24 protein-coding genes are annotated in these 25,273 nt (G+C 36.9%); 17 read left to right on the forward strand and 7 right to left on the reverse strand.

Annotation, left to right across the window (positions count from 1 at the left end; all coding sequences use genetic code 11):
• Nucleotides 1-9: 9 nt before the first annotated feature.
• Nucleotides 10-1,077 (reverse strand): branched-chain amino acid aminotransferase, encoded by a 1,068-nt coding sequence (locus tag BUL40_RS12895; RefSeq protein ID WP_394336970.1) that lies wholly within the window; start codon nt 1,075-1,077, stop codon nt 10-12.
• Between the two features lie 106 nt (nt 1,078-1,183).
• Here BUL40_RS12895 and BUL40_RS12900 point away from each other — a divergent pair, with 106 nt between their 5' ends.
• From BUL40_RS12900 to BUL40_RS12945, 10 genes are all read left to right on the forward strand, one after another.
• Complete coding sequence (locus BUL40_RS12900; RefSeq protein ID WP_080319581.1) at nt 1,184-1,657, forward strand: DUF4920 domain-containing protein; 474 nt, start codon at nt 1,184-1,186, stop codon at nt 1,655-1,657.
• A 1-nt stretch (nt 1,658) separates the two neighbouring features.
• Nucleotides 1,659-2,324 (forward strand): tRNA (5-methylaminomethyl-2-thiouridine)(34)-methyltransferase MnmD, encoded by a 666-nt coding sequence (gene mnmD / locus BUL40_RS12905; RefSeq protein WP_080319582.1) that lies wholly within the window; start codon nt 1,659-1,661, stop codon nt 2,322-2,324.
• Nucleotides 2,325-2,457: 133 nt separating this feature from the next.
• Nucleotides 2,458-3,417, forward strand: a complete 960-nt coding sequence (locus tag BUL40_RS12910) for a TIGR01777 family oxidoreductase (RefSeq protein ID WP_080319583.1) — start codon at nt 2,458-2,460, stop codon at nt 3,415-3,417.
• A 134-nt stretch (nt 3,418-3,551) separates the two neighbouring features.
• Nucleotides 3,552-4,124, forward strand: a complete 573-nt coding sequence (locus tag BUL40_RS12915; RefSeq protein ID WP_080319584.1) for a nucleotide exchange factor GrpE — start codon at nt 3,552-3,554, stop codon at nt 4,122-4,124.
• A 9-nt stretch (nt 4,125-4,133) separates the two neighbouring features.
• Nucleotides 4,134-5,246, forward strand: coding sequence for a molecular chaperone DnaJ (gene dnaJ / locus BUL40_RS12920; protein WP_080319585.1), 1,113 nt, complete (start codon nt 4,134-4,136; stop codon nt 5,244-5,246).
• Between the two features lie 203 nt (nt 5,247-5,449).
• A complete protein-coding gene (locus BUL40_RS12925; protein WP_080319586.1) occupies nt 5,450-6,385 on the forward strand; it encodes an ABC transporter ATP-binding protein in 936 nt (311 codons plus the stop codon).
• Entirely contained in the window at nt 6,378-7,721 is a 1,344-nt protein-coding gene (locus tag BUL40_RS12930; RefSeq protein WP_080319587.1) for an ABC transporter permease, read from the forward strand. The genes BUL40_RS12925 and BUL40_RS12930 overlap by 8 nt, the downstream gene beginning before the upstream one ends.
• A gap of 1 nt (nt 7,722) precedes the next feature.
• Nucleotides 7,723-8,631 carry a mechanosensitive ion channel family protein gene (locus BUL40_RS12935; RefSeq protein ID WP_176465483.1) on the forward strand — a complete coding sequence of 303 codons (909 nt, stop codon included), beginning with the start codon at nt 7,723-7,725 and terminating at the stop codon, nt 8,629-8,631.
• On the forward strand, nt 8,631-9,512 hold the full coding sequence (locus BUL40_RS12940) for a DUF6268 family outer membrane beta-barrel protein (protein WP_080319589.1): 882 nt from the start codon (nt 8,631-8,633) through the stop codon (nt 9,510-9,512). The genes BUL40_RS12935 and BUL40_RS12940 overlap by 1 nt, the downstream gene beginning before the upstream one ends.
• Nucleotides 9,513-9,522: 10 nt before the next feature.
• Nucleotides 9,523-10,686: a sigma-54-dependent transcriptional regulator gene (locus BUL40_RS12945; protein WP_010517503.1), complete on the forward strand. Its 1,164-nt coding sequence runs from the start codon at nt 9,523-9,525 to the stop codon at nt 10,684-10,686.
• A gap of 6 nt (nt 10,687-10,692) precedes the next feature.
• On the opposite strand, the gene BUL40_RS12950 is transcribed toward BUL40_RS12945, so the two are convergent.
• Entirely contained in the window at nt 10,693-11,412 is a 720-nt protein-coding gene (locus BUL40_RS12950) for a hypothetical protein (protein ID WP_080319590.1), read from the reverse strand.
• A 156-nt stretch (nt 11,413-11,568) separates the two neighbouring features.
• On the opposite strand from BUL40_RS12950, the gene BUL40_RS12955 reads away from it, so the two are divergent.
• The 3 genes from BUL40_RS12955 (at nt 11,569) to BUL40_RS12965 (ending at nt 14,874) form a co-directional block, all read left to right on the forward strand.
• Nucleotides 11,569-12,450 (forward strand): PPK2 family polyphosphate kinase, encoded by an 882-nt coding sequence (locus BUL40_RS12955; protein ID WP_010517505.1) that lies wholly within the window; start codon nt 11,569-11,571, stop codon nt 12,448-12,450.
• Nucleotides 12,450-13,850 (forward strand): M20/M25/M40 family metallo-hydrolase, encoded by a 1,401-nt coding sequence (locus BUL40_RS12960; RefSeq protein ID WP_080319591.1) that lies wholly within the window; start codon nt 12,450-12,452, stop codon nt 13,848-13,850. The genes BUL40_RS12955 and BUL40_RS12960 overlap by 1 nt, the downstream gene beginning before the upstream one ends.
• 91 nt (nt 13,851-13,941) lie before the next feature.
• Complete coding sequence (locus BUL40_RS12965) at nt 13,942-14,874, forward strand: peptidylprolyl isomerase (protein WP_080319592.1); 933 nt, start codon at nt 13,942-13,944, stop codon at nt 14,872-14,874.
• 448 nt (nt 14,875-15,322) lie between these two features.
• On the opposite strand, the gene BUL40_RS12970 is transcribed toward BUL40_RS12965, so the two are convergent.
• Entirely contained in the window at nt 15,323-15,976 is a 654-nt protein-coding gene (locus BUL40_RS12970; RefSeq protein ID WP_010517509.1) for a peroxiredoxin, read from the reverse strand.
• Between the two features lie 96 nt (nt 15,977-16,072).
• On the opposite strand from BUL40_RS12970, the gene BUL40_RS12975 reads away from it, so the two are divergent.
• The gene (locus tag BUL40_RS12975; RefSeq protein WP_176465484.1) at nt 16,073-16,615 is read left to right on the forward strand and encodes a YfiT family bacillithiol transferase; all 543 of its coding nucleotides are present in this window, start codon (nt 16,073-16,075) and stop codon (nt 16,613-16,615) included.
• Here the strand turns inward: BUL40_RS12975 and BUL40_RS12980 are convergent, their stop codons facing one another.
• Nucleotides 16,616-17,170, reverse strand: a complete 555-nt coding sequence (locus BUL40_RS12980) for a thioredoxin family protein (protein WP_080319594.1) — start codon at nt 17,168-17,170, stop codon at nt 16,616-16,618.
• A 64-nt stretch (nt 17,171-17,234) separates the two neighbouring features.
• Between BUL40_RS12980 and BUL40_RS12985 the strand changes: the two genes are divergently transcribed.
• From BUL40_RS12985 to BUL40_RS12995, 3 genes are read left to right on the forward strand one after another with little or no spacing between them, the layout of a single operon-like run.
• Entirely contained in the window at nt 17,235-17,543 is a 309-nt protein-coding gene (locus BUL40_RS12985; RefSeq protein ID WP_080319595.1) for a phosphoribosylpyrophosphate synthetase, read from the forward strand.
• 60 nt (nt 17,544-17,603) lie between these two features.
• On the forward strand, nt 17,604-18,527 hold the full coding sequence (locus tag BUL40_RS12990) for a bile acid:sodium symporter family protein (protein WP_080319596.1): 924 nt from the start codon (nt 17,604-17,606) through the stop codon (nt 18,525-18,527).
• Nucleotides 18,520-19,551, forward strand: a complete 1,032-nt coding sequence (locus BUL40_RS12995) for a 1-acyl-sn-glycerol-3-phosphate acyltransferase (RefSeq protein WP_080319597.1) — start codon at nt 18,520-18,522, stop codon at nt 19,549-19,551. The genes BUL40_RS12990 and BUL40_RS12995 overlap by 8 nt, the downstream gene beginning before the upstream one ends.
• On the opposite strand, the gene BUL40_RS13000 is transcribed toward BUL40_RS12995, so the two are convergent.
• From BUL40_RS13000 to BUL40_RS13010, 3 genes are read right to left on the reverse strand one after another with little or no spacing between them, the layout of a single operon-like run.
• Nucleotides 19,548-21,341 carry a prolyl oligopeptidase family serine peptidase gene (locus tag BUL40_RS13000; protein WP_080319598.1) on the reverse strand — a complete coding sequence of 598 codons (1,794 nt, stop codon included), beginning with the start codon at nt 21,339-21,341 and terminating at the stop codon, nt 19,548-19,550. The two genes, BUL40_RS12995 and BUL40_RS13000, sit on opposite strands and share 4 nt — an antisense overlap.
• Before the next feature lie 18 nt (nt 21,342-21,359).
• Nucleotides 21,360-22,475, reverse strand: coding sequence for a glycoside hydrolase family 88/105 protein (locus BUL40_RS13005; RefSeq protein WP_080319599.1), 1,116 nt, complete (start codon nt 22,473-22,475; stop codon nt 21,360-21,362).
• Between the two features lie 8 nt (nt 22,476-22,483).
• Nucleotides 22,484-25,186, reverse strand: a complete 2,703-nt coding sequence (locus tag BUL40_RS13010) for a glycosyl hydrolase (protein ID WP_080319600.1) — start codon at nt 25,184-25,186, stop codon at nt 22,484-22,486.
• Between the last annotated feature and the right edge of the window lie 87 nt (nt 25,187-25,273).

Raw genomic sequence — 25,273 nt, forward strand, 5'->3', positions numbered from 1 at the left:
CTTTTTATTTTACTTTACTTCGTGTCTCCAGCCAAATTTGTCTTCGGCACGGTTGTATTGAATGTCTGTAATTCGTTTTTTAAGCCTAGCAGAAAACGGGGCTTCTAGTTCTGGCAAATCATAATCCTTGCCATCAAACCCAAAACCTGCCAAGGGCGAAATCACTGCAGCCGTACCTGCTCCAAAAATTTCTTTTAAAGAACCGTTGTTGGCGGCATCTACCAATTCAGAAACTTTTATTTTTCTTACTTCGGTTTGTATGCCTTCGTCTTCCGCAATTTTAAGAATACTTTTTCTGGTTATACCATCTAAAATTCTATCGTTGGTGGGTGCGGTCATAAGCGTATCGTTAATTCTCACAAAGACATTCATGGCACCTGCTTCTTCTATATATTCGTGCGTGTTATCGTCTGTCCAAATAATCTGTTGGTAGCCTTTTTCTGCGGCTAACTTAGTAGGATAAAATTGTCCTGCATAGTTGCCTCCTGCCTTGGCATAACCAACACCTCCATTGGCAGCTCTAGAATAGGTTTGTTCTATCAAAACTTTGACTTTACCAGAAAAATAAGCGCCAGATGGGGCGCAGGCTATTATTAGTTTGTAAGCATCTGCCGGAGATGCATGGAAACCCACACCCGTTGCAAACATAAAAGGCCTTATATATAAGCTGCTACCTGCAGTGGTTGGTATCCAATCTTTCTCTAGTTTTAATAAGGTCTCTAAGCCTTCCATAAAATGGCTTTCCGGTATGCTTGGCATGGCCAAACGTTCGGCACTTTTATTTAAACGCGCATGGTTATCTGTGGGTCTAAATAAGAATATCTTGCCAGCTTCATCTTTATAGGCCTTCATGCCTTCAAAAATAGATTGCCCATAATGAAAAATCTTAGAAGCTGGATCTAGGGAAAGGTTGCCATAGGGAATAATTTTTGGGGTTTCCCATGCTCCGTTCTTGTAATCACAGACTAGCATATGATCCGTATACACACTTCCAAAGGAAAGATTATTAAAATCTACATCCTGAATTTTTGTTGTTTTGGACTTCTCAATTGAAATATTGTTTTCCATTACATTCATATCTATAACTTTGCAGTGTTAAAATTAGCTATTTATGGTTAGTTTTAGTCCATAGTAAATATTATTTACGATTCCTTTTTCGTTATATCTATAAAATTGAATAATTATGAGAGTTTTTAACAGTATTAGCACACTTATTGTAATGTTTTTTGTGGTTGCAGGTTTTTCACAAAGAATAGACGGTGAGGCTAGATTTGGATCTTCCTTTAAAGTAGAAGAAAATCTTGAACAAAAGAATAATGTATACGCTAACTTAGTTACCGGCAATTCCACCCAAACCCAGCTTAAGGGTGCCATAAAGGAGGTTTGCCAGGCAAAAGGTTGCTGGATGCGTGTAGATTTAAGCAATGGAGAAGAAGTATTTGTTCGGTTCAAAGACTATGGCTTTTTTGTGCCTACAGATGTTGCGGGTAACGAGGTGGTTATGAATGGTAAGGCATTTATTGAAGAAATGTCTGTAGAAGACCAAAAGCATTATGCAAAAGACAAAGGTTTGATGACGACAGAAATAGCTAAAATAACAGCCCCTAAGAAAACATTGCGTTTTGAGGCGGATGGTGTTTTAATTACAGAAAAATAGGTTGAAAAGAAAAGTTGTTACAACCGCAGATGGGTCTGCAACCATACATTTGGAAGAATGGAATGAACAATACCATTCTAAGCACGGTGCAATACAGGAGGCGGAGCATGTTTTTTTAAAACATGGATTGCATCAATTCGAAAAAAATGCCAAAATAGCTATCCTAGAGATTGGTTTTGGAACTGGCCTAAATGCATTGCTAACCATTAGGGAAACCCTGCGTTTGGGTTATACTATACGTTACACCGGTATTGAGGCTTTTCCGGTAGCACAGGAAGAAATAACGCAGCTTAATTATGTGCAGCTGCTACATAAACCAGAATTGGAAGCAGTTTTTAAGCAGATGCATTCAATTGACTGGGGAGTGCCAGAAAACTTAATTGCGCAATTTAGCTTAGAAAAAGTACAAATTAATTTTCAGGAGATTACCTATCAAGATAAATTTGATTTGGTATACTTTGATGCTTTTGGTGCAAGGGTGCAACCCGAATTGTGGACAGAAGAAATATTTCAAAAAATGTTCTATGCACTCAAGTCTAAGGGAATTTTAGTTACTTATGCCGCAAAAGGTAGCGTTAGGCGTGCTATGCAAGCTGTTGGTTTTAAGGTAGAACGTTTGCCAGGTCCGCCGGGTAAACGCGAAATGCTTAGGGCTGTTAAACCATAGAATTTTAAATGTTGCGTTAAATTTTTTCGTTTAATTTTTCCCAATTATAGTTAAAAGTTGAACAGCTATGTTAAATAGGTTTTAACTTCCTGTGAACAGGATAATTAAGCTGTAATTTAGTAGAAAAATTTACATGAAAGTTTTAATTACGGGAGCAACAGGATTGGTGGGGAAAGCAATTGTTGGTTTGCTGCAAGAGAAAGAAATTCCTGTACATTATCTAACTACCAGCAAACAGAAAATTAGCTCCAAGGAAGGGTACACTGGCTTTTTTTGGAATCCTAAGAAGAATATAATAGATAATAATGCTTTTGAAGGTGTTACACACATCATTAATCTTGCCGGTACTACAATTTCTAAAAGGTGGACGCCCAGTAACAAAAAGAAAATCTTAACTAGTAGAATTAATAGCTTAAAAACCCTTAGGGAAGGTCTGGTGGCCTATGGCGCAGAAAAAATCAAAGGGTTTGTCTCTGCCTCGGCAATTGGTATCTATCCTAGTTCCCTAACTTCATTGTATGTTGAAAACGAAAAGGAGGTAGATGATAGCTTTTTGGGCGATGTGGTGGTTGCTTGGGAACAAGAGATAGCCAGTTTTGGACATTTTAATTTTAATGTTGCCGCTATTCGTATTGGGTTGGTATTGGCAGAAAATGGCGGTGCACTTCCGCAAATGGCCAAGCCAGTTAAAAATTATGTGGGCGCGCCAATAGGAACAGGTGAGCAGTGGCAATCTTGGATACATTTAGAAGATTTGGCTAGAATTTTTGTATTCGCGCTAAATAATGAACTTAATGGTACTTATAACGGTGTAGCGCCAAATCCGGTCACCAATTCAAAGTTAACCAAACAACTGGCCAAAACTTTACAGAAGCCATTGTGGTTACCCAATGTGCCAAAGTTTATTTTAAAACTGATTTTAGGTGAAATGGCCTATTTGTTATTTGCTAGCCAGCGGGTAAGCAGTAAAAAAATCGAAGATGCCGGTTTTAATTTTTACTACACAAATATTTGTAGTGCACTAGATAAAATCTACAAACCTGAGACCAATAAAATAGAGTCTTTAGGGGCATATGAGAATACTTACTCCTAAATAAGAGGCATTAAACAAGTGAATAAAATCCGCTTTGGCGGATTTTTTTATGGCTTGCTGTGACATTTTGACATTTTTTAAGATAATGGCAGTACTTTTGCCAACTTAAAATGCATAAATAAATATAAGATACGATGAGCAAAAAAAGTAAGGTTAAAGAAATGGATGAAGAGCTAGATGCAAAAAAATCTGTTGATGAAACTGAGCTTGAGCAAGCTGAAAATATAGATAACGATACAGAACAAGACGCAGAACTATCTGAAACGGATAAGTTAAAAGAAGATTTAGCCAAGGAAAAGGATAAGTTTTTACGTCTTTTTGCTGAGTTCGAAAATTATAAAAAAAGAACCTCCAAAGAACGTATGGAGTTGTTCAAAACAGCAGGGCAAGAGATTATGGTTTCTTTGCTGCCGGTAATGGACGATTTTGACCGTGCCATTAAGGAAATTGCAAAAACAGAGGAAAAAGAACTACTTAAAGGTGTAGAGTTGATTCATGGTAAGTTCAGCGAAACCTTAAAGAACAAGGGTCTAGAACAGGTAGAGGTTAAGGCCGGAGACGCCTTTGATGCAGAAGTGCACGAAGCGGTAACGCAAATACCTGCACCCGATGAAAGTATGAAGGGTAAGATTATAGATGTAATCGAGAAAGGATTTAAGTTGGGAGACCGCATCATTCGCCACCCAAAAGTGGTTGTAGGTAATTAATAAGGGATTATGAAAGAGGATTTTTACGATATATTAGGTGTTTCCAAAGGGGCAACTGCGGCTGAAATAAAAAAAGCCTACAGAAAAAAGGCAATAGAATTTCACCCAGATAAAAATCCCGGAGATGCCAAAGCAGAAGAAATGTTCAAGAAAGCTGCGGAGGCTTATGAGGTATTAGGAGACGCAGATAAACGTGCCAAATACGACCAATATGGCCATGCTGCTTTTGATAATGGCGGTTTTGGTGGCGGCGGTATGAATATGGATGACATATTTAGCCAATTCGGAGACATTTTTGGCGGTGCCTTTGGAGGTGGTTTTGGCGGCTTTGGCGGCTTTGGTGGTGGCCAAAGACGTGTAAAGGGAAGTAATCTTAGAATACGGGTTAAGCTAACTCTAGACGAGATTGCAAATGGTGTTGAGAAAAAAATTAAGGTTAAGCGTAAAATGCAGGCTGCCGGGGTTACCTATAAAACTTGTACAACCTGTAATGGAACCGGGCAAGTAACCAAGATAACCAATACAATTTTAGGTAGAATGCAAACCGCGACCGCTTGTAATACATGTGGTGGAGCGGGGCAAATGATAGACAAAAAACCATCTGATGCAGATGCTCAAGGTTTAAAGGTACAAGAGGAAACAGTATCTATTAAAATACCACCTGGGGTTGAAGAAGGCATGCAATTAAAGGTTTCTGGTAAGGGTAATGAAGCTCCCGGAAACGGTATTCCTGGAGATTTGTTGGTAGCCATAGAATCTGTTGAGCATGACACCCTTAAGAGAGAAGGAGACAACTTACACTACGATCTTTATATAAGTTTTTCTGAAGCAGTCTTAGGATGTTCCAAAGAGATAGATGCTGTTGGTGGTAAAGTGCGTATTAAACTAGAACCTGGTATACAATCTGGTAAAATCTTAAGGTTAAGAGGTAAAGGCGTACAGAGTATAAATGGTTATGGTAAAGGAGATTTATTGGTACATGTTAACGTTTGGACCCCTAAAGAACTAAATCGAGAGCAGAAAGAGTTTTTTGAACGGATGCAGAACGATGATAATTTTGAGCCAAAACCAGAAAAGAGCGATAAATCTTTCTTTGAGAAAGTTAAAGATATGTTCTCCTAAACAAAAACGCTTTTTGTTTAAGGAAAAACCGTATATTTGATTTTGATACTGTTAGCGCAGTATCTAATTTTCTTTTTCATAGCAATTTTTTTCCCATCCTTAAATTTATTAAGGGTGGGTTTTGTTTTTTTAGGAAAAAATAAAATAGGGTAACAAATTAATTAGTACCCTCTCAAAATTTTATATTTGATAAAATTCTCTGAATGAATTCAATTCTTGTTGCAGAAAATATCTCTAAAAAATTTGGAGAACATACAGCACTTAGCAACGTATCCATAAATATACCTAAGAACAGCATTTACGGACTTCTAGGGCCTAATGGCGCAGGTAAAACAACTTTAATACGTATAATCAATCAAATTACTTACCCAGATAAAGGGCATGTATTGTTTGATGGTGAACCCCTGGCGCCAGAGCATATTGCCACCATTGGCTATTTGCCAGAAGAGCGCGGACTTTATAAAAGTATGAAAGTTGGGGAACAGGCCTTGTATTTGGCGCAATTAAAAGGTTTGTCTAAGGCAGACGCTAAAAAACGTTTGGAATATTGGTTTGAGCGTTTGGAAATTGGTAATTGGTGGAACAAAAAAATCCAGGAATTATCCAAGGGAATGGCTCAGAAAATCCAGTTTATCGTTACGGTTTTGCACCAGCCAAAATTGTTGATTTTTGATGAACCTTTTAGTGGATTTGACCCCATAAATGCAAACCGCATAAAAGACGAAATACTAGAGCTAAAAAAGCAAGGTACTTCTATTATTTTTTCTACACATAGAATGGAATCAGTAGAAGAGCTATGCGAGTATATTGCCCTAATCCATAAGTCCGAGAAAATATTGGATGGCAAATTAAAGGATATTAAAAAGGCCCATAAAAACAATGTGTTCCAAATAGGCGTTGCACCCAATAATACGGCCGTTGATCTAGGCAGCGTATTACAAGAGCAATTTGTTGTTAAGCAGGCCTTATATAATAGGGAAGACGAAAACTGGGAACTTTCCATACAACTGCCTTCTGCAGATACCTCTCACTTGTTAGCTAGTCTTACTACCTACGGCAACGTTAATCATTTTGAAGAAACTATTCCATCTGCAAACGATATCTTTATTCAAACCATAAACGCCAAAAGTAATGAGTAAGCTGGGATTAATTATCAAACGAGAATATCTGGCAAAGGTTAGGAACAAATCTTTTGTCATTATGACGTTTTTAAGTCCTATTTTAATGGTAGGGATGATTGTTTTGATTGCTTACCTTACCAAGGTTAACGACAGTGAAAGTAGAACGATTGCTATCTTGAACCAAAGCGATTATTTTTCTAATGCATTTACGCCAACCGAATCTATTTCTTATGTAAGCTTCAAAGATATTACCCTTGAAGAAGCTAAAGACTCTACCCAAAGTTTAGATTATTACGCCTTGTTACATATTCCTAAAGAAGATAGTTTGGAAGAAACGGCAGAAAGTACATTTCTTTATGCTAAGGATAATCCAAACAGTAGTGTCTTAAACCGTTTAGAGGGTATTTTTGAACAAAGGCTTAGACAAGCCAGGTTACAAGATTTGGGTATTTCTAAAAAACAATTCGCTACGGTTGATACAAAATTTCAGATGCATGCAGGTACTTTTAAGGGTGAAGAAAACCTCAAAGGGATTAATGAACTTAAAGCAATAATTGGCGGCGGTTTTGGATATCTAATTATGATGTTCATTATAATTTATGGTGGTTTTGTAATGCGAAGCGTTATTGAGGAAAAAACATCACGAATTATTGAAGTAATTATTTCTTCTGTTAAGCCCTTTCAACTAATGTTGGGTAAAATAATAGGTACTTCTTTGGCTGGTATAACCCAATTTACCATATGGATTATATCTGCTAGTATGCTCTTGTTTGTGGCACTGTTATTATTAAACATAGATTTAGCTACTTTAACCCAAGGTCAGCCATTAGGGCCTGGAGCTATGGCGGGCATGGGCGATTTTGCGGATGCCAAAAATCAAAAAATGCTTTTATATGCAGCAGAGTTCTTTAAAATACCTTGGGTATTAATAGTGGTTTCTTTTTTAATCTACTTTGTCTTGGGATATCTTATCTACAGTTCTATTTATGCTGCAATTGGTGCTGCCGTAGATAATGAAACAGACACACAGCAATTTATATTTCCAATTATTTTGCCATTAATGTTGGCCATATATGTTGGCTTTTTCTCTGTTTTTAGCAACCCACATGGACCAATTGCGGTTGGGTTTTCACTTTTTCCGCTTACCAGTCCAATTGTAATGTTAATGAGAATACCTGGTGGTTTAGGTGAAGGTGGTGTGCCAATTTGGCAATTTGTAACCAGTATTATATTGCTAATCTTAACCTTTTTGGCAATAGTTTGGTTGGCGGCCAAAATTTATAGGGTTGGTATTTTAATGTATGGTAAAAAACCTACTTACAAAGAACTATTTAAGTGGCTTAAATACAAATAAGATGCAAGGGGCAGAGCCGGTAAAGGAAATATTGGAGAAAGATGTTTGGGGTAACATAAAAGAGTTTATGAACCTGGGTTTCCATATACCTACAGGAGAGGGTACCATACATCTTACCATTTGGTTATTGTTGGTTTTAATTCTTGCCTTTGTAGTTACCAGTTACTTTTTAAAGTTTTTAAGAAAGTTACTTACCCGCAAAATGGATAGCGAGGATACGCTAAAGTTTATTAGCATATTTAAGTTTATCAAATACTTTGTTTATCTGGTTGTTATTTTACTTACCATGAGTGCCGCGGGTATTAACGTAACGGTAATATTAACAGCCTCTGCCGCATTGTTCGTTGGTTTGGGTCTGGCTTTACAAGAGCTTTTTCAAGATATTATTGGTGGCATTTTTATTATTGTAGACAAGTCTTTAAATGTAGGGGATATTATAGAGGTTAATGGAAAAGTGGGTAAGGTTTTTGAGATTAAGCTACGTACCACAAGGGCAATAACCAGAGATGATAAAATTATTATTATTCCCAATCACAAATTTATTAGTGATATAATTTATAACTACACGCAAAATCACAAACTAACAAGAGAAAAGATAGTTGTTGGTGTAGCATATGGCAGCGACGTACAATTGGTGACCAATTTGTTATTAGAGGCGGTAGACAAACAAAAAAGTGTAAGAAAGAACCCTAAACCTTTTGTAACATTTGATGATTTTGGGGACTCCGCTCTTCTATTTTCAGTTCATTTTTTTATAAACGATAGCTTTGGAGACCCAAGGATTAAGAGTGATATAAGGTACACCATAGATGCTAAATTTAGGGAAAACAACGTTTCTATACCTTTCCCCCAAAGAGATGTTCACATTATTGGACATACCAATTACAAGGCCCCTAATACAGAGAGGTAATGGCAAAGGCAATACGTCCATTCAACATAAGTTTGTTTCTTGTTTTTGTGGTTTGTATGTGTAGGGCACAAAGCTCTGACTTATTGCGTTTAGAATATTTGCGAATACCAGAAAACAATTCTGGTGTACACACGGAGCGCTATAAGTTCGCCTTAAACCTACCATTAAAACTCTCCAAAGAAGACTATTTTGTGGTGGGTAGTGAGTACAATCAGTTTAATATCAATTTTTCAAAAGATTTTGGTTTTGATACGGCACAACTTCAAAAATTACATATTATAGATTTAAACCTTGGGTACATTGCAAAATGGAACGATAACTGGCGTTTAATAGGTATACTTACCCCCAGGTTGGCATCCAATCTTACCCAAGGAACAACACTAGACGATTATTTTTTTAATGCCACTGCAACTTTCTTAAAAGACAATCCAAAAGCAGACAAACCGTATAGAATTGTATTGGGCCTTTCTTACAATAGTACCACCGGTCTGCCAATACCACTACCAGTGGTGAGTTACTACAAACGTTTTCATCCAAATTGGTCCTATACCTTGGGCATACCTAAATCCAATTTTAAATATCACCCCTCTGAAGACCACATAGTACAATTGGCACTATTGTTGGACGGTTACTTTGTAAATGTTCAAAATCCTATTGCCATGCCAGAAGGCGTAGATGCTACCAGAATATCATTATCTGCTTTAGTGGCTACCTTGGGGTATCAATATAAAGTAAGCAACATAGCATCCTTTTACGCCTATTTTGGTAAATCTGTTCACCAAGAAGGAAAGCTTAGGGATAACAAAAGGAATGACGTATTTTTATTAAACGGCGAATCTAATTTTTTTATAAGGGGCGGATTTAAAGTTTCCATTTTTTAAAATTAAACACATGTCTAAAATATTAGTAATAGAAGATGAAGCGGCCATTAGAAGGGTCTTGGTTAAAATTTTATCCGAAGAAAGCGATGCCTATCAGGTTTCTGAAGCAGAAGATGGTCTAAAGGGTATCGAAACGCTTAAAAAAGAGGATTTTGACCTTGTTCTATGTGATATTAAGATGCCCAAAATGGATGGTGTAGAGGTGTTGGAAAATGCGAAAAAAATTAAACCTGAAATACCGTTTGTCATGATTTCTGGTCATGGCGATTTAGATACCGCGGTGAATACCATGCGTTTAGGTGCTTTTGATTATATTTCTAAACCACCAGATTTAAATAGACTATTAACTACCGTTAGAAATGCCTTGGATAAAAAGGAGTTAGTAGTAGAGAATAAAAAACTTAAGAAAAAGGTTAGCAAAAATTACGAAATGGTAGGCAGTAGCCCGGCTATTGAGACCATTAAAGAAATGATAGAGAAGGTAGCACCAACAGATGCAAGGGTCTTGATTACCGGCTCCAATGGAACAGGAAAAGAATTGGTAGCCCATTGGTTGCATCAAAAAAGCCCAAGGTCTTCCGCACCATTTATAGAAGTAAATTGTGCTGCCATACCGTCAGAATTAATTGAAAGTGAATTATTTGGTCATGTAAAAGGGGCGTTCACCTCTGCGGTAAAAGACAGGGCAGGTAAATTTGAAGCTGCCAATAACGGTACTATTTTTTTAGATGAAATTGGCGATATGAGTCTTTCGGCCCAAGCTAAGGTACTTAGGGCACTGCAAGAAAATAAGATATCCAGGGTTGGTAGCGATAAGGATATAAAAGTAGATGTTAGGGTGTTTGCGGCTACCAATAAAGATTTAAAGCAAGAAATAGCGGACGGTAAGTTCAGGGAAGATCTATACCATCGATTAGCGGTAATATTAATTAAGGTTCCTGCCTTAAATGATAGGAGGGAAGACATACCTACCCTTATAAAACACTTTTCGCAAAAAATTGCCAAGGAACAAGGTAGTGCGGCAAAAGTCTTTTCCCAAGACGCCATAAAATTGTTGCAGGGCTATGATTGGACGGGCAATATTAGGGAGCTACGTAATGTTGTAGAAAGACTAATAATCTTAGGTGGAGCTGAGGTAAGTGAAGACGATGTAAAATTGTTTGCTAGTAAATAAAGAAAGTTACCCTTTGTTTTCACAACCGGATAATTCTTTGATCGCGTTATTGCTAATTTCCAATACCCTTTTGTGGTAATATTTTTTGGCATCGGATAAACCTGGGTCATCCAATGCAACATTAGTGCGGTTTACCGTGGCTTGTATAAATTGTTGGGCTTTTTCACAATCTACCAGTATAATAACGTCTTTTAAAGATTTTTCGAACTTGGATAGACTTTTTTCAATAACCGAGTCCATTTGTGTTTTGGAGTCAATTGCTATACCACCTTGTAATTCTACGGCTTCCTTGGTATTCATTACCAAAAACTCATCTCCGTAGGCACTTAAGTGTTCTTTGGTATAATCTAAAAGATTGGTTTTGGTTAAATCCAAGTTCTTAGATGCAATTTCAAGAAATAGTCTAGCATCATCAAGTGCAACACTTTTGGTAACACTTCTCAGGTTTTTTTCTACCTGGTTTATGGTACCCAATGCTTTTTCGCATCCACAGTCGCCAAAATTGGTTTTACTATTAAATGTTGCTTTAAGAGCTCTAAATGAATGAAATTTTACCAAATCTAAGGTAGGAGCGTTCAACGCTTCTTGCGTACGCTCTGCAATGAAAGTGGTATTTTTTTTAGCGAATTCACAAGCATTATAATTAGTAGAAGCTACTAACAGGGGTAAACTTATGATTCCTAGAAAACCAGCTACTATAAGAAATAGCTTCCTGTAGGATTTCATTTTTAATAAGATTTGGTGCATGCAAGATACGGGCTATTGTAAACTTAATAGGATAACATCGGTATAAAACCTCTTTTGTCTTTAAAAAGCAAAAAAAATAGTCCCAGTTTAATTTACTAGTACGGCTTTTACGGTTGTTATTGTATCTTGGTGTTTATGGATACAATAGATATAACATCATATAAGGTTACAAAACCGGTAGCTTTAAAATCAGTCCCTACCAAGGACAATTTTAATAGCAGTAAAAAAGTGCTGGAAAAGCAATTAAAGGTAACCAGTAAAGAATTGGCAGAGTTTCAAGATAAACTTTATGCCCACGGTAAATATGGCGTTCTGGTGTGCTTGCAAGGAATGGATACTGCGGGTAAAGACAGTTTAATTCGTGAAGTTTTTAAAGAATTGAACGCTCGTGGCGTTGTAGTGCATAGTTTTAAAGTACCCACAAAATTAGAATTAAGGCATGATTATTTGTGGCGCCATTATATAGCGCTTCCAGAACGGGGTAAGTTCAGTGTTTTTAATAGAACACATTACGAGAATGTACTTGTTACCAAGGTACATCCAGAATATATTTTAGGTGAGAATTTACCAGATATTAATTCGGTAGAAGATGTGGATGATGCCTTTTGGGAAAAACGTTACAGGCAAATAAATGATTTTGAAAAGCACATTACCGAAAATGGTACGTTGGTTTTTAAATTTTTCTTGCACCTTTCCAAAGAAGAACAACGTAAGCGCCTACTAAGAAGATTAGACTTGCCACAAAAAAATTGGAAGTTTTCTCCAGGAGATTTGGCAGAAAGAGAACTATGGGAAGCCTATCAAAATTGCTATGAAACAGCAATTAATAAAACATCAAAGGAGCATGCGCCTTGGTATATTGTACCTGCAGACAATAAAAAATCTGCTAGGTTAATAGTAGCTTCCATTCTATTGCAAACGTTAAAAAAGTACAAAGATATTAAGGAACCAGAATTAGACCCCGAAATAAAAAGTAACTTGAAAAGCTATAAAGAACAATTAGAAAAAGAAGCTTAATGAGAAAACTAACCTTTTTACTCTTATTTGCCTTAATGCTTACCGTAGTAAAGGCCCAAACCGAAGATGAAAAACAATTACGAGCAATTTATGATATGGCCCTAACCAAGGGAAAAGCGTACGATTGGTTAAACTACTTGTCTAACCAAATAGGAGGTAGATTGTCTGGTTCCGTGCAAGCGCAACATGCCGTTGAGTATACAAAAGCCCAAATGGATTCTTTAGGTCTAGACCGGGTTTGGCTACAACCGGTAATGGTTCCCAAATGGGTTAGGGGAACGGCAGAGTTTGCTTATTTTGAAACCAGTCCAGGGTTAACTACCAATGTACCGGTTTGTGCATTAGGCGGTTCTGTTGCAACTCCAGATGGTGGTTTAAAGGCAGAGCTTATAGAAGTACAAGGCTTGGAAGAGTTAAAGGAATTAGGCGAGGAAAAAATAAAAGGAAAGATTGTCTTCTATAATCGTCCTATGGACCCAAAACAAATTTCTACTTTTAATGCATATGGTGGCTGTGTAGACCAACGTTATAGTGGTGCGGCAGAGGCCGGCAAATATGGCGCAGTAGGGGTTATTGTTCGTTCTATGAATTTGCGCTTAGATGATTACCCACATACCGGTTCTATGAGTTATGGGGATACACCGGTAGAAAATAGGGTGCCTGCTGCGGCTATTAGTACCAAAGGAGCAGAATTATTAAGTGCTACATTAAAATTGAATCCGGCAATAAAGTTCTACTTTAACCAAACCTGTAAGGTTTACCCGGATGTACAATCGTATAATGTTATTGGCGAAATTAAAGGTTCTGTATACCCAAATGAAATAATGGTGGTTGGTGGCCACTTAGATTCTTGGGATTTAGGAGATGGCAGTCATGATGATGGTGCTGGTGTGGTACAAAGTATGGATGTTCTAAGATTGATAAAAGCTAGTGGTTATAAACCCAAAAGAACCATTAGGGCGGTATTGTTCATGAACGAAGAAAACGGTCTAAGAGGAGGAAACAAGTATGCAGAGGTGGCCAAACAAAAAGGTGAAAATCATGTATTGGCATTAGAAAGTGATGCTGGGGGCTTTACCCCTAGAGGTTTTTCTTTTGATACGGACGATGCCAACTTTGAACAGATACAAAGTTGGGAAAAATTATTCAAGCCCTACCTTATTCATTTATTTGAAAAAGGAGGAAGCGGTGCGGATATAGGTCCGTTAAAAGAAGATGCGATTGTTCTTGCTGGGTTACGCCCAGATAGCCAAAGGTATTTTGACCATCACCACGCGGAGAACGACACTTTTGAACATGTAAATAAAAGAGAGTTAGAGCTAGGAGCCGCTACCATGACATCTTTAATTTATCTGATGGATAAATATGGCCCAATAAAACCAAAAAAGATAAAAGGTTAGCATTCAAGACATTTGTGGGTAGCCTACAATTATACAAATAGGGTAAACTCTTAAAAAGCCTTACCTTTGCGCCTTAATTTAAAATGAAAAAATGCAAGACGGAATTTACGCTAAATTCAATACTTCAAAAGGAGAGATTTTAGTAAAACTTACGCACGATAAAACGCCTGGTACGGTAGGTAATTTTGTGGCCTTGGCAGAGGGTAATATGGAAAATAACGCCAAACCACAAGGAACACCGTATTATGATGGATTAAAATTTCATAGGGTAATACCAGATTTTATGATTCAAGGGGGGTGTCCTCAAGGAACTGGAACGGGTAGCCCAGGCTATCAATTTGATGATGAATTTCATGACGATTTAAAACATGGTGCTCCTGGTATACTTTCTATGGCCAATGCTGGTCCTGGAACAAATGGTTCCCAATTTTTCATTACACACGTTCCTACGCCGTGGTTAGATGGTAAGCATACCGTTTTTGGTCATGTAGAGAGTGGACAAGAAGTTGTTGATGCTATAGCACAAGGCGATATAATAGATAGTCTTGAAATTGTTAGGGTTGGTGATGAAGCAGAGCAATGGAATGCAATTGAAGCCTTTAGAACTTTTGAAGGGGCAAGAGAAAAACGTATAGCCGAACAAAAAGCTAAAGCTGAGGCGCAAATGGAAAAATTAGCGGCTGGTTTTGATAAGACAGACTCTGGTTTGCGTTACAAGATAATCCAAAAAGGAAACGGGGCACAGGCAGAAAAGGGTAAGACCGTATCGGTTCATTATGAAGGTAGCCTAGATAACGGTCAAGTATTTGATTCTTCTTACAAGCGTAACCAACCCATAGATTTTCAATTGGGAGTTGGTCAGGTTATTTCTGGTTGGGACGAGGGTATTTCTTTGTTAAAAGTAGGAGATAAGGCCCGTTTTGTAATACCGTCTAACTTGGCATACGGTAGTAGGGGTGCAGGCGGTGTAATTCCACCAGATGCGACCTTAATTTTTGATGTAGAATTGATGAACGTAAAATAGACGTTCTTACTCACAATAAAATTAAATCCTCTTGTTTTACAAGGGGATTTTTTATTTGGCCTTGTTTACACTAAAAAATATAAGGCAGGCATTTAGTGCTAAAAGCAATAGTAAAATTGAAAAAAATGTACTCATGGTTATGGTGTTTACAATGCTGTTGTTGTCTTGAGAACAATTAATAAACGGTAATCCCTACCTAGAAATTGTTAAAACTTATTCTTTATTCCTATTTACGCTTACGGCAACTAGTAAAAGGTTGACGATTAGCAATATAGATAGTACGCTAAAAAAAGTGGTCATTGTTAAGTGTTTATCGGTTTAGGTATATTACCTAGATAAACAAAGAAGTAAAGGTTGCGTATAAAATCGCATAAAATGTAAGAATTTTATTATAAACAAAAAAAGCCCTCAAAAATTGAGGACTTTTCATTTTTTTAAGAAAAAATAGCTATACTTGAGTAGCTGCGAACGGATCTGCCGTAAATCTTAAATAAGGTTTTACTTCTTCTACGCCACCTTCCTTAAATAATTCTTTGGCCTCTTCTGTTGGTATGGATGGGCTTACCACTACTTTTTCTCCATTTTTCCAGTTGGCAGGGGTAGCTACCTTATGGTATGCAGTAAGTTGTAAAGAATCTAACACCCTTAAAAGCTCATAAAAGTTTCTTCCGGTAGAAGCAGGGTAAGTTAGTATCAACTTGATAGATTTATCTGGTGCAATAATAAAAACAGAACGTACGGTAAAGGTGCTGTCTTCATTTGGATGAATCATATCATACAAATTAGAAACCGTTCTATCCTCATCACCTATTATTGGAAAATTTATGGTGGTGTTCTGGGTTTCATTAATATCCTTAATCCAATTATGATGCGATTCAACGTCGTCTACGCTTAATGCCATCATCTTGGTATTTCTTTTATCAAACTCATCTTTAAACTTTGCGGCCGTACCTAGCTCAGTGGTACATACCGGAGTAAAATCTGATGGGTGAGAGAATAAAATTCCCCATCCATCTCCTAGATAATCGTAAAAGTTTAATCTTCCTTGTGTTGTATCTGCGGTGAAATCTGGTGCTTTATCACCTAATCTTAGTGTTGCCATATTATTTATGTGTTTATTATCCTATAAATTTACTAGATTAAGCCATCTAATAGAATTTGAAAGGGTTAAATGTCTATTAAAGTTTTACCTTTAAACATGGAGAATAAAGAACTAGAGAATTTGCGTTATCCAATTGGGTATTTTCAGATTCCGGCTACCATCACAGATGCCCAAATTGACCTGTGGATAAATGAGTTAGATGAATATCCAAATAAACTGAGAGACTTGGTCAAAAATCTTAATGAAGCACAATTAGATACCCCCTACAGGCCAAATGGCTGGACGGTTAGACAGGTAATCCATCATGTCTCGGACAGTCACCATAATTCATATCTGCGTTTTAAATGGGCGCTTACGGAAAATAAACCCCTTATTAAGGCATACAATGAACAAGCTTGGGCAGAATTATTTGATACCAAAACGGCACCAATAGAACTTTCTTTACAACATTTAAAAGCAGTACATGCCAAATTGGTTTATCTACTAAGGGGGCTAGATAAATCTCTGTTAGCTAGAGAATTTATACATCCAGAAGGTAACGTGGTTACCAATTTAAAAGAAAATGTTGGTCGTTATGTACACCATGGAAACCACCACTTTTTTCACATTAAAAATCTAATGGTGCGAAATAATTGGTAATTATTTCCATTTAATATTGCATCCCAAGCTAGGCTTTTGAACAGTATCTAATGGTTTATTTTGAAGTAATGCATCTATAGCTTCCATAAGGTCTTTACCTGTGAGGGGTTTGCCATTTTGAGGTCTAGAATCGTCTAGCTGCCCTCGATAAAATAATTTTAGGTCGCTATCAAAAAGGTAAAAATCAGGAGTACATGCTGCATCATAGGCTTTGGCAACTTCTTGAGTTTCATCATACAGATAAGGAAACGGGTATTTTTCTTTTAGCCCAACCTGTTTCATTAGGTCTGGTGCATCTTGCGGATACTTTTCAACATCATTGCTAGATATGGCAATAAAGGCAATGCCTTTTTCTTGATACGTATTGGCCAGTTTAACCAGCATAGGATTTACATGAATAACAAACGGGCAGTGATTACATATAAACATGATTACTGTTCCCTTAGCACCTTTGTATTCTGTTAATGCAATTGTTCGGTTAGCTATAGTGTCTGCCAGACTAAATTTTGGAGCTAAAGTGCCTAACGGGAGCATATTACTTGGTGTTCTAGCCATTTAAGATAGTTTTAATGATATTCAAATATAATTTGCTTAGTTTCTAAGAAACAAAAAATATACCATGGAAAAGTCATATACTTCATTATCAATTGCAATTAACGCCTTACAACAAGAGGGCTTTGTAGAAGATTATAATCTTTGTGATGCCGGAATTGAAAATAAAAATAGAAAAACCGTACATCTTGCCGAAACTTTAAATGTGGTAAAATATTATCGTTTTGAAGGCAAAACCAATCCTGCAGATAATACGGTGCTTTATGTAATTGAAACCAATACGGGTGAAAAGGGGTTATTGGTAGATGCCTACGGTGCCTATTCTGGCAATATTTCCATGGAAATGGTTCGTAAACTAAAAATTGAACATCCTTAACAACCTTTCCAATTTATTTAAAAATACTATCTTCCAGAACTAAGTTAAACTGTATTTTTTTTGGAAGAAATTCTGGATAACGTTAAAGTAAATTTTGATGAGCAAGCACTTTGGACACTAAACATTGCTTTGGCCTTTGTTATGTTTGGGGTAGCATTAGAAATTAAACCTTCAGATTTTAAACGAATTCTCTTAGAACCAAAATTGCTTTTAACGGGCATTCTTAGTCAGTTTATAGCGTTGCCTTTTCTAACTTTTATATTGGTCTGGATAATACGGCCAATACCCAGTGTTGCATTAGGTATGATTATGGTTGCAGCCTGCCCGGGTGGTAATATTTCCAATTTTATAACCCACTTGGCTAAAGGCAATTCTGCATTGTCTGTTTCGCTTACCGCTTTTGCTACTTTGTTGGCTATATTTTTTACTCCACTGAATCTTCAATTTTGGGGAGGCCTATACGAGCCTACGCAACTAATTTTACAAAATGTGGCTATTGAACCTTGGCAAATGGTAAAACTGGTAGCTTTATTATTGGTAGTACCCTTAATTTTGGGAATTATATGCAATACCTACTTTCCTATCCGCTCTAAAAAACTGAGTAAATTTTTTAAAATAGCTTCTTTGTTGTTTTTTATTGTATTGATTGGTCTTGCTCTTGGCAAAAACAAATTGGTATTTCTAGAATACGTTCCTTATATTTTTTGGTTGGTATTGTTGCATAATTGTATCGCCTTAATAACTGGCTTTTCCTTATCAAAGTTAATGGGTCTTAACATGGAAGATACCAAAAGCATTACCATAGAAACAGGAATACAAAATTCTGGTTTAGGATTACTTTTGATATTTACTTTTTTTGAAGGTCTTGGGGGCATGGCACTAATTGCTGCCTTTTGGGGTATATGGCATTTGGTATCCGGTTTGGTTTTAGGCTCAATTTGGAGTAGAATGGGAAGTACAAAAAAGAAAGTTTTGAATGGATAAATTATTGTACTACGCAATAAAATATTGGATAAAAATTGGTTTACATACCTATTACAAGCAGATAGGCATAGAAGGCTTACAAAACATCCCTAAAGCTAAACCCATTTTATTTTTAAGTAATCACCAGAACGCTTTATTAGATATTTTAATAATAGCTACACACTGCAGTAGAAAACCATGGTATCTAACACGATCCGATGTTTTTAAAGGAAAAATGCTCAAGGATTTTTTTCGATTTCTACAAATGTTGCCCATTTACAGAATAAGGGATGGTAAGGCAGCTTTAGCTAAAAATGCGGCTATTTTTGACTTTTGTGGCCAACTTCTAAGTAAAAACGAAGCCATTCTTTTATTTCCGGAGGCAAACCACAATCTAAAACGTAGGGTTAGACCCTTGAGCAAGGGCTTTACCAGACTTTTACAAAGCGCGTTTTTAGTAAATGAAAAGCTTGAAATGTATTTGCAACCCGTAGGTCAAAATTACAAGCGCCCTACCCAAATTGGGGATAGTTGTAAAATAATCTATGGCGAACCTATTGCTGTTTCGCCAGAGGAGGTAAAGGATAAAACTAATATTGAAACTTTAAAAACCAAGGTGAGCTTTGCTTTAAAGAACCTTACGGTACATGTGCCCGAAGAAGATGGCTATGAGTTAATTCTATACCATTTAGATACGGAAAAGGTAGATTACCTTTCTCCTGCAATGGTAAACAAAAGAATACGGCAAGGGTTTCTTGGAACGCCTAAACAAACCAGAAGCAATAAAAAAATAAAGGTTACAAAGATTTTGCTGGCAGTTTTAAATTTACCGGTTTACCTAGTGTGGAAATTTGTTGTTAAGCCTAAAGTTCCAGAACCTGAATTTATAGATACGTTTAGATTTATGTTTGCCCTTTTGGCGTTTTCTTTTGGGTATCCTATCCTATTTTGTGCCCTTATTTGGTTTTACCCACCACTTACAATTTTAATAGCCCTAATAAGTCACTATTTTCTAAATTTTGTACTGATAAAAGTAATGCCTTAGTCTTCCAATTGATAATTTAAAGTGGTAAAAAAATCTTCAGAAACGGTAAAAACCGTACCATGTCTTAATCCCTTTGGAAAAGTTACCTGATCGGAAATGTCCGTCCAGTTTTCTAGGTCTTTGGAACTAATAGCACCATATTTATGATCCATGTATTTATCAAAATAGACATACCAGGTATCTTTAATTTTTACCGCAGTTGGCCCTTCTGCCCAGTAATTTCCAGTAATAGGTTTGCTAGCTTTTGAGTATGGCCCGCTTGCATTTTTAGAAAATGCAATTTTAAGATTCTTTTGTGGTGGTTCCCTAGTTTCATCTTTTAAGAACATAACATAACCATTACCTGTTTTTTGCAGTGTTGCATCTATTACATTAAAACCTGGTTCATAAAATAATTGCGTAGGACTAAATGTTTTGAAGTCTTTTGTGATGGTGTAGTACATTCTATGATTGTAACCATTATCCATTTTAGACTGTGTCTCTAGAAATTTCCCGGTAATTGTAGAAGCCCAATAAATTATAAACTGGTTTTCTTTTTCATCATATGTAATTTCTGGTGCCCAAGTGTTTCTAGTACCTTCAAATTTTTCCATTACCGGAATAAATTGCTGCTGGCTCCAATTAACAAGGTCTCTACTGCTTGCATAACCAATTCCTTTATCGGTCCAACTTACGGTCCAAACCATATGAAAAAGCCCCTCTGGTCCTTTTATAATGCACGGATCACGCATTAGACTATCTTTACCAACAATTGGTTTTAATAAGGATTGGTCTTTGTGCAAACTTTTCCATTCCAAACCATCTCTACTAAAAGCCAAATGCAAACCGTCTTCTCCATTATCTTTAAAATACGAAAATAGGTAAACCTCTTTTTGGGGTAAGAACTTATTTTGCCGCAACCATTTTTCGCAAGCTTTTGGCCATTGATTGTGTGTGCCTGTAGTTCCCAGACCAAAACCGTGCCCACCATCTTGATAAATTAATAATTCTGCTGGTACGTTAGCTTTCCTAAGCGCATTGTAATATTGTTGACTATTTTCTACCGGAACTGCTTTGTCATTGGTTGCATGTACTAACAATGTTAGTGGCGTATTGTTGGTTACTTGCAATTCATTAGAAAATTTCTCTACTAAGCTCTTGGATGGCTTTTCTCCTAGTAAGGCATGTTTAGAGCCCTTATGGGTAAAGTCGTCTTTAAGGGTTATAACAGGGTAAATTAAAATGCTAAAATTTGGCCTAGCGCTTACCCTGTAAGAGCTTGTATAGGTTTGTTTATCAAATTGAGTGCTCAAGGTAGAAGCAAGGTGTCCGCCAGCAGAAAAACCTAAAACCCCAATTTTTTGCGCATCAATATCGAGACTGTCAGCATTTGCTCGTATGTAACGGATGGCTTCTTGGGCATCTTGCAGGGGCCCTATAGATTTAGTTTCCATAGTGGCATCGGCAGGCATTCTATACTTTAAAACAATGGCGGTTATGCCTAGGGTGTTTAACCATTTAGCAACCTTAAATCCTTCTTTATTGATAGCTAAGTGGGTATACCCGCCACCTGGTAAAACAAGGATGGAGGTTCCATTTTTTAGCTTTTCAGCCGGTTCAAATATGGTGATCTCAGGTACAGAGACCTTATTTACTCCTTTAACAATACCTAATGCATCATATTGGGTTTCTTCCTTATAGTTTTTTGTTGCTATTGCGTTGGGTACGCCATTGGGCCAAAGTTTAAGCGTTTTTTGCCCGTGTAGACTAATAGACAGGCAAAAGAAAAGTAATAGGAGCTGTTTGGTCATTGGTTAAAATTTGATTTATTAAAGTCTGTAAACCTCACTACCTGCTAATAAAAAACATCCGAGACCGTAATCTTCAAAATCTGGAATTTTGCTTTTAGATAAGGGCTGGCCATCTTTAGGTTCTTTACCGGTAGATTGCACATAACCCAAGAATCCACTGTCTTGTAATCCCTCTTTTATCATGGCGTTCCAGCCTTTTTCAATTACAGGCAAAAAGGTTTCTTTGTCTAAAATATCATTATTTACGCCATAGGCCATAGCGTAAACAAAAAGAGCCGTTCCTGTTAATTCTTTACCGCCAAAATTTTTAGGGTCGTGTAGACTTACGTTCCAAAAGCCATCCTTACGTTGTAAGGGCACCAAAGCATGGCTCATGGCTTTAAGGTCCTCTATATATTCTGCCCTATGCGGAGCATTGGTTGGTATTATTGAAAGTGTTTTGGCTAAGGCGCCAATAACCCAGCCATTACCACGACTCCAATAACAGTCTTCTCCGTTGGGTTCGGTGTAAGGTGGGTCAAAATCTTTATCGCGCCACCAAAGTGCATCTTCTGGATTGTATAGGCCATTATCTCCATGTTGGTTTTTGGTATACGCATACATTTGATACATTTTTTCAAAGTAACGGTCATCGTTTTCCAAAACACCCATTTTAGCAAATACAGGCATACCCATTTGTATGGCATCAATCCAAGACCAATCATCTAACTGGGGCGTATGCAATAACATGTTTAACGTTGCCTTTGTTTTTCTTAGTTTATGTGGTTGTGGCTCTAAGTTGTATAAATCTATGTAGGTCTGTGCGGCGCAATAATCATCAGCATTTCTATTGGCGGTTCCATATCTAAAACCCCATTCATGAAAATTGGCCCAATCTAAGGCATATTTATAGTACTCTTCTTTTGGCCAAATTTGGTAAAGGGCCATTAAACCTTCATAATACACCCCTCTAGTCCAAATATTGCTAGGCCTCTCTTTATTGGTTATTATGGTTTTACCTACATCTGGCCACTTTTTCATAAAGTAACCGTTGGCTAAAATCATATGGTCAAGCACTTCCTTTTTATCAATTGCTTGACTTGATAAGAAAAAGGGGAGTACTAAAAGTAAACTAGTTAAAAAAGATTTTTTCATCGCTATTATTATTTTAATTCGATTAAGGTAACAGGGCCTAAAAGTCCAGAAGGTACCGGCTGCCATTTTTCGGTTTCTAAAGGTTTGTAATCCTTATTAACCATATTTATTTCTTTAAAAATCTGCCATTTTTCTCCATTAAGGGCTTTCGCTCTTATGCGATTCGCAGGTAAATTGGCAACTTCAATGGTTATGGTGTTCGTACCCTGTTTTAGATTGTTTACCGGTAAGTTAAATGGTACGTGCCAAGCAGTTCCTATATATTCATTATTAACCCAAACCTTAGCACTTTCCCTTACATCTCCTAGATCTAGCACAAAATTTTTAGCTGCTTTATTGGTCAACTCAAAAGTGGTACTATATTTTGCTGTTCCCGAGAATTGGGTAGCCTCAGCATCTAAATTGGTCCAAGATTTTAGGGAGTCTAGTTTTCTGCTAGAAGGTAATGTTGGCCCTCCTTTGGTGAACTCGAGCGACCAATTAGTTAACTCAATACGTTTTTCTTCTTCGGTTTTATATATCCATTCAGGAACATTCTTGTCGTAATTGTTAATTGCAAAAATTGACTGCCCAGGATTTAACTGAATACGAAGTTGGTTATTTTGAGATGGTACACTTCCGTAAATAGCTAATTGAGGATCATATAAAACTGTTTTTTCCATATTTCTAGAAAATGGTATAGGGGCGTCAATAGTTTTATTTGTATGATTTACCAAGTAGTAAATATCTTGATCGTTAAATTTTCTACGTATAAATTTTAATCCTGTTTGAGCAAGGGTTTCTGGTTGTATACCCTGTTGTTCTAAAATTGCCGTAATATTTTCTTCTAGTACTAGTTCTAGTTTAGCGGCATCAATTAATTTTTCTAATTCTTTTTCTCGTTGTTGATATTCATAAAATCCAGGCACAGACTCGGGTTTGCCCATGAACAAAACCGGAACACCTTCTTTTTTTAAGTCTAATAACTTTTTAAGGGTTTCTAAGGGAATATATTTTGTAGCTGGTACAACAATAGCTTTATAATTTCCTCCAGGTAATTTTGCTAGATTATTTACAACTCTAACTTCTTCTAACCATCTGTCCGATATAAAATCTATACTATAGCCTTCTTTTGCAATTTGGGTTGCGGTGCGGTAAAAAGAGGTGTTTAAAAGCCACTCATCCAACGAATGAATTTTAAATTGAAAGAACAATTGATTATTTAAACTTTTATGCCAAACATCATGTATGGGCCAATACACTAATACATCATTATTAGGAGAACCTTTTTGCAATAAACGTTGGCAATTTTGGATATAGCTAAATAAACCATCTGCATGTTCCCAAATAGTATTGTTTCTATTAAAATTTACAGAAGCATAAAATTTATAACCAGGCCAGTCTGCCTCTGTGGGAGAATAAGTGGAACCGTGTAAAAATACATGGTTAATACCGTTTAAAAATAAGTCTTCAACTTCTGGCTTACAATGGGCCAGGGCAGTTTTAAAGTGATCTCTTAGCCAAGTAAAAGTTTCTGAAGAAATGAGTTTTTTATTGGCTATATGTCCTGCAGAAGAAGAGAATTTAAGCATCATAGGATTTGCATCTCCTTCTCTAATATTTTCTGGCAGCCTTCTAAAATTAGGAATTTCATAAGGCATTGAACCAAAGGTTTCACATTCAGGAATGTCTGAGGCTGCATATAGGTCTAGTAGATTGCCGGGAGATCCATGTGCCTGTAACTTGGTTTTCATCTTTTGGTTATTGGCCCATTTGGTCCAAGGCAAATCAAATTCTTCCAACAACAAGTCCCCCAATGTTCTTCTATAGTCCGCTTTTACCCTATTAGAAATTGTATTATTGGTAGTATCTGTTAAATGTAATAGCTGGTTTGCTAAATCATAGCCTCTTCTTTTTTTGAATTCAACTAAAAAGTTTGGTGTAAAATCAGTACCATAAACTTCATAACTATCGTTGAAAATGGCACGTGGTCTTAAACCAATAGTGTCAAAAACGGTATTAAATGGTATTATATAATCCAAAAGTGCCTCATTAGAATAATGATCAAGTGTAAATCCACCTGCACCAGGTGCGGCACGTTTTACTACTTGTCCTGTTTTGGCCTCATAAAAGGCATAAAGCGTGTAGGGTTCTTGTTTAGCCTTAAAACGAACTTGTTGTTTTGCATCAACTTTTAAATTGATGGTTCTATTAGTATGATGTCCTTTGGCAATTACCGCGAGTAGTTTGGTAACCTTTTTATCAGTAAATAAATCTGGATGTAATTCATAAGTTTTTTTGGTGTTTTTTGCTATTTCGTATTTTGCAATATGTAGTTTGGTAGCTGCATATTTCTGTTCTACTTGTGGCCCGCCATAAGGCCAACCGGTCCCCAAGGTAAAATCTACACCCAAACCCAAACTATCGGCAACTCTTATGGTATGTTGTAATAGCTGTACCCATTTGTAGGATAGGTAATCTATTTCTAAGCTGTCTTTTCCCTGAATTCCATAAATGGGCGCTATTTCTACCCCTCCAATTCCTTTTTCTTTAAAGTCGATAAGAGATTGGGTTATATTGGGTTTATCCACGGCGCTACCCATCCACCACCATCGCGTCCATGGTTTGGTGGTATCATAGGTATAAATGGGTTCGGTTGCCATTTGTGCGCTAGTAGCGTAACAGAAGATGGTAAAAAGCGATAGAAGAGATATGATTTTGGTGTTACCCATGAATTCGATTTATCAGTTGTAAGCAAAGCTAAAAATAGACTGCCAATTAAATTCTACCGTCCTGTTGCATCCTGTTAGAACGGTTAC

Origin of the sequence: Croceivirga radicis (genome assembly GCF_002072105.2) — a bacterium.
GTDB classification, from domain to species: Bacteria; Bacteroidota; Bacteroidia; order Flavobacteriales; family Flavobacteriaceae; genus Croceivirga; species Croceivirga radicis.